This window comes from Arthrobacter glacialis (genome assembly GCF_002909445.1).
In the GTDB taxonomy this organism is placed as follows: Bacteria; Actinomycetota; Actinomycetes; order Actinomycetales; family Micrococcaceae; genus Specibacter; species Specibacter glacialis.
In genome coordinates this window covers 93,963-107,743 of the sequence record NZ_PPXC01000005.1, presented here as the reverse complement: position 1 = coordinate 107,743, position 13,781 = coordinate 93,963, and the positions used below count along the sequence as shown (strand labels likewise).

14 protein-coding genes are annotated in these 13,781 nt (G+C 62.3%); 13 read left to right on the top strand and 1 reads right to left on the bottom strand.

Features of this window, described 5'->3' with window-relative positions; genetic code table 11:
- The first annotated feature begins 44 nt into the window (after nucleotides 1-44).
- The 13 genes from CVS27_RS07830 to CVS27_RS07770 all read left to right on the top strand — a co-directional run bounded on the left by CVS27_RS07830 (nucleotide 45) and on the right by CVS27_RS07770 (nucleotide 11,672).
- A complete protein-coding gene (locus CVS27_RS07830; protein ID WP_103465176.1) occupies nucleotides 45-635 on the top strand; it encodes a TerD family protein in 591 nt (196 codons plus the stop codon).
- Between the two features lie 58 nt (nucleotides 636-693).
- Nucleotides 694-1,275: a TerD family protein gene (locus CVS27_RS07825; RefSeq protein ID WP_103465175.1), complete on the top strand. Its 582-nt coding sequence runs from the start codon at nucleotides 694-696 to the stop codon at nucleotides 1,273-1,275.
- Nucleotides 1,276-1,370: 95 nt separating this feature from the next.
- Complete coding sequence (locus CVS27_RS07820) at nucleotides 1,371-1,952, top strand: TerD family protein (protein WP_103465174.1); 582 nt, start codon at nucleotides 1,371-1,373, stop codon at nucleotides 1,950-1,952.
- 153 nt (nucleotides 1,953-2,105) lie between these two features.
- Nucleotides 2,106-3,299 (top strand): toxic anion resistance protein, encoded by a 1,194-nt coding sequence (locus tag CVS27_RS07815; protein ID WP_103465173.1) that lies wholly within the window; start codon nucleotides 2,106-2,108, stop codon nucleotides 3,297-3,299.
- A 36-nt stretch (nucleotides 3,300-3,335) separates the two neighbouring features.
- The gene (locus tag CVS27_RS07810; protein ID WP_103465172.1) at nucleotides 3,336-3,893 is read left to right on the top strand and encodes a hypothetical protein; all 558 of its coding nucleotides are present in this window, start codon (nucleotides 3,336-3,338) and stop codon (nucleotides 3,891-3,893) included.
- Complete coding sequence (locus CVS27_RS07805; protein ID WP_165788102.1) at nucleotides 3,881-4,432, top strand: TerD family protein; 552 nt, start codon at nucleotides 3,881-3,883, stop codon at nucleotides 4,430-4,432. Before CVS27_RS07810 ends, CVS27_RS07805 begins: the two co-directional genes overlap by 13 nt.
- A gap of 9 nt (nucleotides 4,433-4,441) precedes the next feature.
- On the top strand, nucleotides 4,442-5,290 hold the full coding sequence (locus CVS27_RS07800; protein ID WP_103465170.1) for a hypothetical protein: 849 nt from the start codon (nucleotides 4,442-4,444) through the stop codon (nucleotides 5,288-5,290).
- Between the two features lie 48 nt (nucleotides 5,291-5,338).
- Nucleotides 5,339-6,532 (top strand): HpcH/HpaI aldolase/citrate lyase family protein, encoded by a 1,194-nt coding sequence (locus CVS27_RS07795; protein WP_103465169.1) that lies wholly within the window; start codon nucleotides 5,339-5,341, stop codon nucleotides 6,530-6,532.
- Nucleotides 6,529-8,028, top strand: coding sequence for a phosphoribosyltransferase domain-containing protein (locus tag CVS27_RS07790; RefSeq protein WP_103465168.1), 1,500 nt, complete (start codon nucleotides 6,529-6,531; stop codon nucleotides 8,026-8,028). Before CVS27_RS07795 ends, CVS27_RS07790 begins: the two co-directional genes overlap by 4 nt.
- Nucleotides 8,025-9,194, top strand: coding sequence for a cysteine protease StiP family protein (locus CVS27_RS07785; protein WP_103465167.1), 1,170 nt, complete (start codon nucleotides 8,025-8,027; stop codon nucleotides 9,192-9,194). Before CVS27_RS07790 ends, CVS27_RS07785 begins: the two co-directional genes overlap by 4 nt.
- On the top strand, nucleotides 9,191-10,006 hold the full coding sequence (locus CVS27_RS07780; RefSeq protein ID WP_103465166.1) for an HAD family hydrolase: 816 nt from the start codon (nucleotides 9,191-9,193) through the stop codon (nucleotides 10,004-10,006). The genes CVS27_RS07785 and CVS27_RS07780 overlap by 4 nt, the downstream gene beginning before the upstream one ends.
- Before the next feature lie 85 nt (nucleotides 10,007-10,091).
- Nucleotides 10,092-11,180, top strand: coding sequence for a GmrSD restriction endonuclease domain-containing protein (locus CVS27_RS07775; RefSeq protein ID WP_243400090.1), 1,089 nt, complete (start codon nucleotides 10,092-10,094; stop codon nucleotides 11,178-11,180).
- A gap of 84 nt (nucleotides 11,181-11,264) precedes the next feature.
- Complete coding sequence (locus CVS27_RS07770; RefSeq protein WP_103465165.1) at nucleotides 11,265-11,672, top strand: hypothetical protein; 408 nt, start codon at nucleotides 11,265-11,267, stop codon at nucleotides 11,670-11,672.
- 85 nt (nucleotides 11,673-11,757) lie between these two features.
- Here CVS27_RS07770 and CVS27_RS07765 read toward each other — a convergent pair whose 3' ends face one another.
- On the bottom strand, nucleotides 11,758-13,527 hold the full coding sequence (locus CVS27_RS07765; RefSeq protein ID WP_103465385.1) for a glycoside hydrolase family 35 protein: 1,770 nt from the start codon (nucleotides 13,525-13,527) through the stop codon (nucleotides 11,758-11,760).
- Nucleotides 13,528-13,781 lie beyond the last annotated feature (254 nt).

Sequence of the window (13,781 nt, the reverse complement as noted above, 5' to 3'; positions counted from 1 at the left end):
ATCAAATTACTCAATTCTCACCATTTTCAAAGGAGCAAAACGTTATGGGACTCAGCTTACAAAAGGGCCAGTCACTCTCGCTGAAGAAGAACGACGGCGGCTCCCTCACCCGTGTGCGCATGGGTTTGGGTTGGGATTCAGCCGCTCCTGTCAAGCGCGGCCTGTTCGGCATGAAGAAGGGCGGCGAGGTTGACTTGGACGCCTCGGCGATCCTCTTTGACGCCACCGGCAACGCAGTGGACACGGTCTTCTTCAACCAGCTCAAGAGCAAGGACGGCTCAACCCAGCACACAGGTGACAACCTCACCGGCGAGGGCGACGGCGACGATGAGGTCATCCTGGTTGACCTGGCCAAGGTTTCACCGGCCGTCACCCAGATCGTGTTTGTCATCAGCAGCTACAGCCGCCAGACCTTTGACACCGTGGCGAACGCCTTCTGCCGCCTGGTGGACGACTCCACCCCCGGCTCCCCCGAGGTTGCCCGCTTCCAACTCACGGATGCCGGCACCCACACCGCCATGGTCATGGCGAAGGTTTCCCGTGATGCTGCGGGCTGGACATTCACCGCCATTGGCGACCGTGCCAACGGCCGCACAGTCATGGACTTGATCCAGCCTGCCGCCAGCGCCCTGTAGGGTGTCGCCAACAGTTCAATCGTTCCGACAGCTTCGTATCTAAGGAGTTTTAGCTTTCATGGCATCTCTAACGCTTTCCAAGGGCAACAACCTATCCTTGACCAAAGCCGACCCCGGTTTGAGCAAGGCCGTAGTTGGTTTGGGCTGGGATCCCCGCACCACCAGTGGTGAAGCCTTCGACCTGGACGCCTCAGCCCTGTTGGTAGGCAGCAACGGTAAAGTCCGCAACAACGATGACTTCATCTTCTACAACCAGCTCGAAGCCAAAGACGGCTCGGTCAAGCATTTGGGCGATAACCGCACGGGCGAGGGCGACGGTGACGACGAGCAAATCCTGATCGACCTCAATGCTGTCTCCGCGGACATTGAACGCGTCATCATAGTTGTCTCCATTGATCAAGCTGACGCACGGAGGCAGAACTTTGGCCAGGTCCGTGACGCCTACTGCCGCGTGGTCAACCAGGACAACGACATCGAAATTGTTCGCTACGACCTCTCCGAAGACGCCGCCTCGGAAACCACCATGGTGTTTTCCGAGATTTACCGCAACGGTGCGGAGTGGAAGTTCCGCGCCGTCGGCCAGGGCTACGCCAGCGGACTGCACGGCATTGCCACGGACTACGGAATTGTTCTGGACTAACTTTTAGTGCCTCGCCCAACCCAGGGCACAGCACACAGGCTTTTCTTTCCCAGAAGAGCCACCTCCGAATATCAACAACGTAAGGACAAGATCTCATGGCTGGATTGACGCTTGCAAAGGGCAACAACCTTTCTCTGACCAAAACTGATCCGGGCCTGCAGCAGGCCGTGGTTGGTTTGGGCTGGGACCCCCGCACCACCACTGGTGAGGCGTTTGACCTGGACGCTTCTGCACTCATGGTCGCCGCCAACGGCAAGGTTCGTTCCGCCGATGACTTCATTTTCTACAACCAACCCACAGCCAAGGACGGCTCAGTAACCCACCTCGGTGACAACCGTTCAGGTGAAGGCGCGGGCGACGACGAGCAGATCCTGATTGACCTGACGAAGGTTGCCGCGGATGTTGAGCGCGTTGTCATAGTTGTCTCCATCGACCAGGCGGATACGCGCGGCCAGAACTTTGGCCAGGTGCGCGGCGCCTACTGCCGTGTCATCAACCAGAGCAACGACAACGAGATCGTCCGCTTTGATCTCAGCGAAGACGCCGCACCGGAAACCTCCATGCTGTTTGCGGAGATCTACCGCAACGGCGCCGAATGGAAGTTCAAGGCAGTCGGCCAGGGCTACGCCTCCGGCCTGGCTGGAATTGTGTCCGACTTCGGCGTCCCCATGGGCTAGTCCGCCCCCGCTCCCTAGCCTCGTACCTCGGCTTGGGACCCTCGCGGGCGCGGCTCCACCCAGCTCCTCCGCCCTCCCCTGTTGCAGCCGTTGGCGCGTCTGCAACAGGGCCCCAATCACTTCACCCCTGGCAACTGGAAATTGGATCTCACTATGACTTCACCTTTGACACCTCCCACCGAGTCCGAAACTGCCCTCGTGCTGAAAGCCCCTGACGCCCCCGGCATTGTTGTGGCCGAAGAGGCACCCGGAATGGTGCCTGTCCCGGCAGAACGTCAGGCGGAGATCAGCCGCCAGGCGAAGGATTTCATCGCCGAGATTGCCGACTTCGATGCCCGCAGCCCCGAATTCACCAGCAAGGTGGATGGCATTTCCAAGCTGGCCGGCTCCGAGATGACAAGCTCCTCGGACGCCTCCAGCCGCATGCTGGAGCGCTCCACCACCTCCATTGCCGGAGCCAAGAAGAGCGGCAACGGCGCCCAGGCCCATGTGGCCGGCACCTTGAATGATCTGCGCACCACCGTTGAGGACCTGACGCCCAACAACGCCGACCTCAGCACCGGCCGCAAGATCCTGGGCTTCATCCCCGGTGGCAACAAGCTGGCCAAGTACTTCCAGAAGTACGAGTCGGCACAAACCCAGCTCGACGCCATCATCAAATCCCTCATGGCCGGCCAGGATGAACTCCTCAAGGACAATGCTTCGCTGGCAGGGGAAAAGGTCAAGCTCTGGGAGACCATGCAAAGCCTGAGCGAGTACGCCGTGTTCGCCAAGGCCCTGGATGGCGCCTGTGTTGAGAAGATCGACGCCACCCGCGCCTCGGGCCAGATTGAGCAGGCCCAGAAGCTGGAAGCGGATGTGCTCTTCCCCATCCGCCAGCGCCACCAGGACATCCTGACCCAGCTGGCAGTGTCCGTCCAGGGTTACCTGGCCATGGACTTGATCCGCAAAAACAACCTTGAACTGATCAAGGGCGTTGACAGGGCCCGCACCACCACCATTTCGGCCCTGCGCACGGCCGTCATCGTGGCCCAAGCCCTCGCCAACCAGAAGATGGTGCTGGATCAGATCGATGCCATCAACACCACCACCAACAACATGATTTTGAAGACCAGTGAAATGCTCAAGGATCAAACTGTGCGCATTCACCAGCAGGCCGCGAGCTCCGGCGTCAGTGTTGAGACGCTGCAAAAGGCCTTCGACAACGTCTTTGAGACCATGGATGCCATTGACACGTTCCGGGCGTCTGCCGCCAAGAACATGGAAGGCACCGTGCACGCCCTCGAAGACGGCCTGGCCAAGGCCAAGCCGTACCTGGAGCGGTCCCGCCAGTCCGATCGGGAGTAGCCTAGAACGTACCGACGACGAAGCAAGGGTAGTGCGATGATTGGCCGTTTTGTGGCGGGCAGGTTTGGTGGCGGGTCAGCACCGCAGCAGCCAAACCTCCCCGCAGTAGATCCCGTGGCACAGGAGATTGCCGAGATGGGCACAGCTGTGGACAGCTTGCGCTCTGCCGTGCGCAGGGCAGGGAGCAAGCTGCCTCCCCTGCTCATGTCACAGCTGCGCCATCTGGGCGACCTCATGCAGGAGGCTGTGGCCGATATCAGTGTCCGTGGCTGCTCCACAGAGCAGCGGGTGCTGCTCAACGCCATGATCACCAGCTACGTGCCAACGCCCTTGCAGGCGTACCTGGCCTTGCCGCCGGCGCATCATGACGAAGAATCGAAGGCAACGTTCATGTTTGCGGAGCAACTGGCCACCCTTGAGGAAACTCTTGCGGACTTGCTGAACCAGATTCGCATCGGCGCTGTGGAGGAACTCTCCACCCATGGGCGCTTTTTGGCGGATAAATTTTCCGCCCAGGATGTTGCCTTGCAACTTCAACAACCAGTTCAAGAAAGGGACCCATTGCGTCTGGAGGGCCAACAGTGGCAGCACTAGTACCGGGGGCAAACGCCGCCCTGACAGCTGAAAATCCAGACCTGGACCACGTGGTGGTGGGCATGGGCTGGGACACCATCCCCAGCAATGGCCCGCAGGTGGAACTGGTGCCTTTTGCGCTTATGTGCAACACGGACGGCAAGGCCATCTCCAACGACCATCTGGTCTTTTTCAACCAGCTGGTCAGTGCCGATGCGTCCATGACATTCATCGGTGATGCGGACCAGGAACAAATTGATGTTCTGCTCAACCAGGTCCCGCAGGACGTTGCCAAGATTGTTTTCCTCGCCTATGTGGATCCTGAGGTTCGCGGCCAAGGGACTTTCGCCTCGGTTCGCAGCTCCCATATCCGGGTGGCCAACGCGCAAAACCGCGAACTGGTGCGCTTTGACATTGCTGCGATCCAGCTGGCTTCCGTCACCGCCATGATCTTTGGTGAGCTGTACCGGCACCGCACGGACTGGAAATTCCGGGCTCTGGGCCAGGGCTACAGCACAGGCTTGGCCGGAGTGGCCAAGGACTACGGAATCAGTCTGTAGGGCGCCCCGGTGAATGTTCCTGCAACCCCACGCACCGATCTGCCCTTCCTGCGGCGGCGGATAAAACCGGGCCGCACCCAAGACGCACCCGGTGCCGCGGCAACGGCCGGACTTTCGGTGCCCGCACGCGCAACAGCGCCCAGCAGTCCGGCCGCATCCAGCCCCTCGCTGACGCTTCGGCCCCAAGCAACCCAAGCACCCCAACCGCCAGCCCGATCAACGGGTGCCCAGCGCCCCGCGGGCTTGGTTCTGGGAGGTGCAGCCCCGGTGCTGGCCACCGATGGTCGGGCCCAAATGTTGGCGGCCCAGCGTGAGAAGGCCCAAAACGAGGACCATGAGGTCCAGCTGCTCTTCCCCGCCCCGGGAATCGCGAAGCTGTATGAGCTGAATTTGGCCCAACGGGTGTTGCGGCTCTCTGCCCTTGAATCGGCTGTTGGCACCATGGTGGTCAGCGGTTGCTCGGCCGTGGCATGGGAAAGCGTGCGCCGCGTGACAGGTGGCGCCACTGCTGACGGGCACAAGGCGGGGACTCCCGTCATGACAGCCGGGAACCGTGAACTGGTGGGCTATCACGGCAAGGACGCATTAATTTCTTTGCGTCATGTGCGTGAGTTGCGTCGGGCGATTTTTATCAACCGCAGCAGCGCCGCCATGGGTGTGCGGCTGCTGTCCGGTGAATCCATTGCGGTCCCCCCGGCCACCAACGGCACCCAGATAGTGCTGCTGGTCCACCGGATAGGCAATGTTCTGGAGCTTCGCGCGGAGCCTGTCCCGCACGATTGGCCCGACATTGAGGTCTGGGCGGAGTTTGATTTTTCCATGACACACAGGGCGCCAGCCTCCGCCTACGGGCGCTAGTTTCCTTCCCTGCAGGGCCGCAAACCCTGCCCCAGCTTGAAAGGGCTAATGCGACATTTCCGCTCTCTGACCGAATCCCAGTCCGCCCAGCTCTTCCACCGCCTCCCTGCGGAGGTGAGCCCTGCCAGCAGCCCGGCATTCCTCGCGGTGGCGTTGGGCGGCACCCTGTACACCCCGGCCAATCGACTGGACCTGGTCAAGGACGTGCTGCGCCAACGCGATCTGGGCTGCGTGTCCATGGTGCTGTGCCTGGAGGATTCCATCTCCGACGCAGAAGTGCCGCGGGCCGAGGAAAACGTCATTTCCACCCTGCTTTCGCTCGCCGGGCACCAGCACGATCTGCCCTTGCTGTTTGTACGCGTCCGCACACCTGAACAGCTGCTCTCGGTGGCGCGCCGTGCAGGTGCCGCCACGTCCTTGCTGACGGGTTTTGTGATCCCCAAGTTCGACAACGAATCGGGCAAGGGTGCCGCGTTCCTGCAGGCATTGCATGTGGTTCAGACCGAGTTGGGGCTCGACGGCGCACAGAGCCCCGATGGAGTGCCGGGACGGCGGCTGCGCATCATGCCCATCCTGGAATCGCCCGCGGTGATCCACTTGGAGACGCGGGCTGCTGCGCTGACAAACATTTACTCGCTGCTGGCCGCCAACCGCGAGGACATTTTGTCGGTGCGGATAGGCGCCACCGACATGTCCAGCACCTTTGGGTTGCGCCGCTCCCGAGATTTGACCATCTACGACGTCAACGTGGTGGCAGGGGTCATTGGGGATATTGTGAACGTGCTGGGGCGGCCGGAGGGCGGCTTTGTCATCTCCGGTCCCGTCTGGGAACACTACTCCAACACTGAGCGGGTGCTGCGTCCACAATTGCGTGTCACACCGTTTGCGCGCCAGGACGAGCAGAACCTGCGCAAACGCATCATGACGGCAAACCTGGACACCCTGATTCGGGAGATTGAGCTGGATTTGGCCAACGGCTTGTTGGGCAAGACGGTCATCCATCCCACCCACGTTGCTTTGGTGCATGCCATGAGCGTTGTCAGCCATGAGGAATACCTCGATGCGCTGGCTATCGCTTCAAACGTTGGCGGCGGCGCCGCCGCATCCCCCTATGGGAACAAAATGAATGAGATGAAACCCCACCAAGCCTGGGCCCAACGGACCTTGTTGCGCGCCGATGCCTTTGGTGTTTCCGCCGCCAACGTCACGTTCGTGGACCTCCTGGAAGCGAGCATGAGATGAACACTTCCACCGCTGATCACCTCCAGCCTGGCCCTGCCTGGAGCGGCGGCTTTGTTGCCGAGCGCCTCAAAGTCCGCATCCACTCCGATCCCGGCAGCGCCGTGGCAGTGCAGGATTTGGTTGGTTTGGCGCTGCGCCGCAACCCCAAACGGGCGCACCTCTTGGTCTCCAAGGTGCTGGCCAAACATGTCCCCACCGAACCTGCCCTGGTGATCGCCGCCGGGGAATTGTTGGGCGCCTTTGTTGCCAGGCAGCTTTCAAGGCTCACGTACGACGCCGGCGACCGGCTGGCCATGCCCATCTACGCCGTTCCGGACCAGGCTCTTGCGGACGCCGCCACGCAATTGGCAACAGTCTTGCAAAGCCCGACCGGGCATCGCGCGGATGCCGTAGCCGCCCTGGCCGGCGCGGTGGCGGGCATGCGCACACAGCTTGCAGGCGCCGTGGTCCTTGGCTATGCAGAGACGGCCACCGGCTTGGGGCGCCTGGTGGCCAATGCCCTGGGCGCCTACTACATCCACTCCACCCGCCATGCCACACCGGGGATTCCCTCCGCGGCCGGCTTTGAAGAGGGGCATTCGCACGCCACCTCGCACAGCTTGGCACCCACCGATCCGCACTGGTTTGACGGGGCAGGTCCCGTGATTTTGGTGGACGACGAGCTCAGCACGGGTTCCACCGTCATCAACACCATCCGCGAGCTGCACGCGCTCATCCCGCACCCCGTCTATGTGGTGGCTGCCCTCATTGACCTGCGCAGCGACACGGACAGGGCACGGTTTGATGCGCTGGCCGATGAGCTGGGCTGCCGCATTGCCGTGGCAGCATTGGGAACGGGCCGTGTTGAGCTCGCCGATGACATTCTGGACCAGGCTGCGGAGCTTCTGGCCACCCTGCCGCAGCCAGTAGTTGCAGCAGAGGAGCCCGGCCGGTTGTCCATGCTGGAGCTCGCGGCGCAGGACGTGGCGCCCGTACGCAGCGACAGATTTGGCAACGCCGCGCCGCCGCAGGAGGCCACCATTGCGCTGGTGGCCGGCCAGGTCGCCGAACATCTGAGCAGCCTGGCGTTGCGCGGGCCTGTGGTTGTGGTGGGAACCGAGGAGAACATGTTCCTGCCGCTGGCCGTTGCCGATGTGTTGGCCGCCATGCTGCCGGAGATCGCCGTGCGTTTTTCCACCACCACCCGCTCCCCCATAGTCCCTCTCGCGCGGGACGACTATGCCATTGCCGGGGCACTCACCTTTGCCAGCCACGACCTAACCACCGACGGCCCGGGCGTGCGCTTTGCCTACAACCTCAACGGACCGGGGCAGCGCCCCGGCACCATTGTGGTGTTCCCGGAGCCGGGCACCAACAGGCAAGCGGTTCTGCAGGGCCATCCCGCCACCGACCTTCCGCCACTGGCGGGGGCGCTGCGAACAGCCGCCGACGACGTTGTGGTGGTTCTCCTGCCCGCTGATGCACCATCCGCCACCGCCACAAAGGATCAGCCATGAGCCAGTTTCCACTCCCCACGCCCCTGACCGGGCCGGACTTTGGCTCCTACGAGGCAAGTGAGGTCACCTGGTTGTTGAAGGACCTGAGCCACCTTGCCTTGGAGGCGCCAACAGCCGACCGCGAGCACGCCATCCAATCGGGTGCGGCGAACTACGCCGAGTCCCTGCCGGTTGAGTACACGCCAAGCCCCGAATACCAGGCCCTGTACCAGGAAGCCGTGGAACGCGCCGGGGAGCGTATTGCCACGGCCGTAGGCGTCGTGACCGAGCTGGCCCTGGCCGCCCGCCAAAACCGGCCCGTACTGGTGTCCCTAGCACGCGCCGGCACACCCATTGGCATTTTGATGCGCCGCTGGGCCCAACAGATTCACGGTTTGGACTTGCCGCACTTCACCATGAGCATTGTGCGCGGAGTGGGATTGGATCAAACGGCGCTGCGGTACTTGGCAGCCAATTTTGACCCTGCCCGGATACTGTTTGTGGACGGCTGGACGGGCAAGGGAGCCATTTCACGGGAGCTGAGCGCCGCCTTGGACGCTTTCGCGGCCAGCGATGGCGTCCGTTTTCCGGATGACCTTGCCGTGTTGGCCGATCCCGGGCATTGCGTGTCGATGTTCGGCACCCGGGAGGACTACCTGATCCCCTCGGCCTGCCTGAACTCGACAGTGTCAGGCCTGGTGTCGCGCACCGTTTTCAACACCGACCATATTGGCCCCCACGATTTCCACGGCGCCAAGTTTTATGCCGAACTGGCCCCGGCCGACGTTTCCAACGACTTCCTGGCCGCCATCTGTGCGCACTTTCCGGGAGTTCAAGCAGCCGTTGAACAACAGCTGGCGCAGCATACAGCCGCCGCCCCGGCCCCCACCTGGGTGGGCTGGCAGGCAGTGGAGCGGATCAGCACAGAGTACGGAATCAACAACGTCAACCTGGTCAAACCGGGCGTGGGTGAAACCACGCGCGTGCTGCTGCGCCGCGTCCCGTGGCGTGTGCTGGTCAACCCTGACGCCATGGACGACGTGGCCCACGTGCTACTGCTGGCGCAACAACGCGGAGTCCCCGTGGAGGCGGTGCCGGACCTTCCCTACAGCTGTGTCGGCCTGATCCACCCCCAATTCGATAAAAGCGCCGTGGGCGCCGACGGTAAGGCAGTACACAACGCATGAATACCCCGATTCTTGTAGCCTGCGATCTTGACCGGACGCTGATCTACTCCAAGAACGCCCTCTGGCTCACCGGCGCCGACAAGGACGCCCCCGCCATGGTGGTGGCTGAGGTGTACGACGGCGCACCCCTCTCCTACATGACCCGCACGGCCCAGGAACACCTGCTGGCACTCAAGCACACAGCCACTTTTGTGCCCGTCACCACCCGTACACAGGCCCAATATGAGCGCGTGCAATTGCCCGGCCCTGTCCCCCAATACGCCATCACCTCCAACGGCGGCGTGCTGCTGCACCACGGAACCCCGGACGCGGCTTGGCATGAACAGCTCACGGCCAAGATGGCAGCAGCCTGCGCCCCGCTGGAAACCATTGAGGCCTATCTGGCCAACCCTGATTTTGCCGGCTGGATCCTGCGTTTGCGCCGTGCCGAGGACCTTTTTGTCTACGCCATCATTGACCGCGACGCCATGCCGGAGGCGTTTCTCACTGAGCTGACACGTGTGTGCACGGAGGCCGGTTGGACTGTCTCGGTGCAGGGTCGGAAGCTGTATTGCGTCCCCGTGCCCATCAACAAGACTGACGCCCTGGCCGAGGTTGCCCGCCGCACAGGCGCCACGACGGTCATTGCCGCGGGAGATTCGCTGCTGGATGCGGACATGCTCGCCGACGCCACCCTTGCCTTCCGGCCCATCCACGGAGAACTGCACGACGTCGGATACCTAGCCGCCCATCTTCGACTCACTTCGGTGCGCGGCATCCTGGCGGGCGAAGAAATCCTGCGCAGCATCCTGGCAGAGGTCACCGCCGCCTGACCCCTTGGGCTTGAGACCGACGTTGTCGGTGGCTGGCGGTAGGCTGGACGTTCACCACAATCCGTTATCCGGGGAGAACTCTGTCTTGTCGCTTGTACGCAGCACCCGCCCTGTTGGGGCCACCGAATTCATTGTGGGCACGGTCCTGGCCTCCGTTTTATTCCTAGGCACAGCATGTGGCGGCGCCCCGGCACCCGCTGCGGCCCCGGCGTCGAGCATGCCAACCCAGGGTGTCCCTGCCGAACCCACAACGACGCCGGCTGACAGCGCCCCGCTCGAAGTCGATGTGGTTCCAGACGCCGGCGGCGCCGATCTGGCCGCCAACAGCCAGCCAGCATTTGCGGCCACGGCCGTAGCAGTGCTGGCCACGATTCCCATCAAGGGCCGGGCCCCCAAGACGGACTACAGCCGGGAAGAGTTTGGGCAGGCGTGGGCCGATGTGGACAGGAACGGTTGCGATACGCGCAATGACATCCTCAAACGGGACCTGAACGCCAAGACGTTCAAGCCCGGAACCGGCGAATGCCTGGTGCTGACGGGTGTTTTGGCGGATCCCTACACGGCAACCACCATCGATTTTGTTCGCGGCTCGGCCACCAGCAGCGCCGTCCAGATTGACCACGTTGTGGCGCTCAACGACGCCTGGCAAAAGGGCGCCCAGCAGCTCAGCGTTGCCCGGCGCACAGCCCTCGCCAACGATCCACTGAATCTGCTGGCGGCGGACGGCCCCGCCAACCAGCAAAAGGGTGCCAGTGACGCGGCAAGCTGGCTGCCGCCAAACAAGAGCTACCGCTGCGACTATGTGGCACGGCAGATTTCCGTCAAGGCCACCTACTCCCTGTGGATAACGCAGGCGGAACATGACGCCATGGCGAAGGTCTTGGCCAGCTGCGCGGCCATTGAAGTGCCCACCAATCAAACTGCACCCGCTGCCGAACCGCAGGTGAAGCCGGTCATTGTGCCGCCCGTGGCTCCGGTTGCTCCCGTGGCCCCTGTGGAGGCTGCGCCGGCCCCACCCGCAATGGTGCCGGCGGCCCCGCTGGTCCAGGCGCCGGATGTTTTCTACAAGAACTGCTCCGCTGTTCGCGCCGCTGGAGCCGCGCCCATTCGTGCTGGCCAGCCGGGTTACAGCACCAAATTGGACGGCGACGGCGACGGCGTGGCCTGCGAGTAGTATTTTTTCCGCCGCGGGCTGCTCTTCTGCACAGTATGTGAGATTCCCTCTAGCAACTAGTTCAGGAGTGGCTAAAATTGGGGTGTGAGCTCTCATAGCGACCAGCCCTTGGTCCCAGCAGTGTGGCGACGCCATGACACGGAGATTCTGCCGTTATGGCGTGAACGGCTGTGCGCCGAAATGGGCCCCACCGTGGCGAGCCGCTACGCAGCGGGACTATTTTTCGAGGACAGGCGCAGACCCATCGCCCAGTGGTTCAATCCGGCATTGGGTGCTGCCCTGCTAGTGGGGATCGAAACCTCCGCCGAGTGGCCGGTTCAACGTTTTGGCCTGTTTTACGCCCCGGCCAGCGGAGGGGTGATTCGGGTCCACACCACCATCCACGAATGGTATCTGCGCACCCCCAAGCAGTCCCCCACCGAGGAAGAAGCCTTCGCCCAGGCCATCAATTCGGCCGAGTCCTTCCTGCAGGTGGAGATGGATTTCATCTAGGCCACGGCCCAAAAGAGGTGCCGCCACGGAACAATGAGGTGTTCCGTGGCGGCACCCTCCCGGAAGTTACCCGGCGTTGAACGCCCTAGGACTCCGTGTGCCCCAAGTTGTGCTCGGCAACGAAGGAGACCATGGCGCGGGTTGCCGAATGCAATTCCAGCACCAAAACCTCATTGCCCGTGGGCTTCAGCAATGTTCCCGGAACGTAGAGGGTTTGCTGCGGCCCGCGGGCCCAGTACCTCCCAAGGCAAAAACCATTGACCCACACCAACCCCTTGCTCCAGTTGTGCGTGGCAAAATACAGGTCCCCGGCAACGGGGTGGTCAAACGTGGCCCGCGCAAATACCGGTCCGGCCAATACCTCCACCTGTTGTTGCGGCACTCCGTCGAAGGCTTGCGAAACGGGGCCGCCAGCCAGCAGCTGAAGCGGCGACACCTGCCAATTCTTCAGCGGCACCCCATTCAGCCTGGCAGAGCCGATCAAGCCCTTCGGCTCACCCAGGCGTGGTCCATAATTCACGCGGCCTTGGTCCTCCAACAAAACCTCAAGGGTCCCACCACTGTGTGCCGGCAGCACCAGGGACGTTTCCTTTTGGTCCCGTGAAAGAGTCCCAACATGCTGGCGGTTGAGGAAGACCTGGGCCCGGTCCCGGACTTCCTCAAATTCAAGGACTGCCTGCGCACTTGCCTGAACCTGGGTCCGGTAAACACTAAATCCGCTGTAGTGGCCCATGGCATCGGTGCTGGTTAGTTCTTGTGAGCCGGTCCAATCGGCGGTTGCGTCAAAGTAATCCCACAAGGAAAGTTCCTGTGTCAGGGGCAGCTCCAGGGAGCACGCCTCTTCCTTGGCCGCCGGAACGTCGTGCTCATCAAGCTCCGTGTAGCGGGCCAGGATTTCCCTGAACGCCCAGTACTTAGCCGTGGGGTGCCCCGATTCATCCAGTGGCGAATCGTAGTCGTAGCTGGTGACCGTTGGCTGGAAAACGCCCTTGTCGTTGGCTCCGTTGGTGAACCCAAAGTTGGTTCCGCCATGGAACATGTATATGTTGACTGAGGCTCCAGCCGCGAGCAGATCCTCCAGTTCCTGGGCCGCCTGCCCTGCCGCGGTGGTGTGGTGGTGGGCGCCCCAATGGTCAAACCAGCCAACCCAGAATTCGGAGCACATCAAGGGACCGGTGGGTTGGTGTTGGCGCAGTGTTGCCAGGCGTTCCTTCGCGCGGGAACCAAAGGAGCCTGTCTTGTGCAGGCCCGGCAGGCTCCCGTTGTCCAGCATGTCCGGCTCCGGCTGGTCCACGGTTGTGAAGGGGACGCTCAAACCAATCTGCCGGTTTAGTTCCACCAGTTCTTGAAGATAATCCTTGTCGGCACCGTAGGCACCGTACTCGTTTTCAATCTGCACCAAGATGATGGGGCCGCCGGCGTCGATCTGCCGGGGAACCAGGATGGGGGCCAGCTGTTCAAAGTACCTGCGGACAAGGTTCATATAGACCGGGTCAGAGGACCTGATCACGGGATTTCCACTGCCAAACAACCAGGCCGGCAGTCCGCCATTGTCCCACTCAGCACAAATGTAAGGCCCGGGCCGAACAATGGAGTGCAGGCCTTCGGCGGCGACCAGGTCCAGAAAACGGCCCAGGTCCAGCCCCCCGGTGGTGTCAAAGGTGTCGGGGGTTGGGGCGTGCATGTTCCAGGCCACGTAGGTCTCAATGGTGTTCAAACCCATTTGGCGTGCCTTGCGGATCCGGTCCGCCCACTGGTCCGGATGCACCCGGAAATAGTGCAGGGCACCGGCCAGTATTCGGTGGGGTTTTCCATTGAGCATGAAATCCTGCTCACCGATGGTGAAGCGTGACATTGATGTTCCGATCGAAAAAGTAAAGAAGGGATGGCCCGCAACGGCCCAGGGCGCCTTGCGGACCATCCCTGACGGGATTCTTGCATGTTACTTTGAAGCCCTGCTGCTCGCCGTACTTGGCCGTTTCCCTGGCCATGTATGAAGGCCCACATCCAAGTTATTCTTGGCGGCGTTGGCCAGTTCCGCTGAATCACCGCCGGCACACCCGCAATAGCTGCTGTTTCACGTGACGCGGGAAGGTCCAGTGGGCGGGT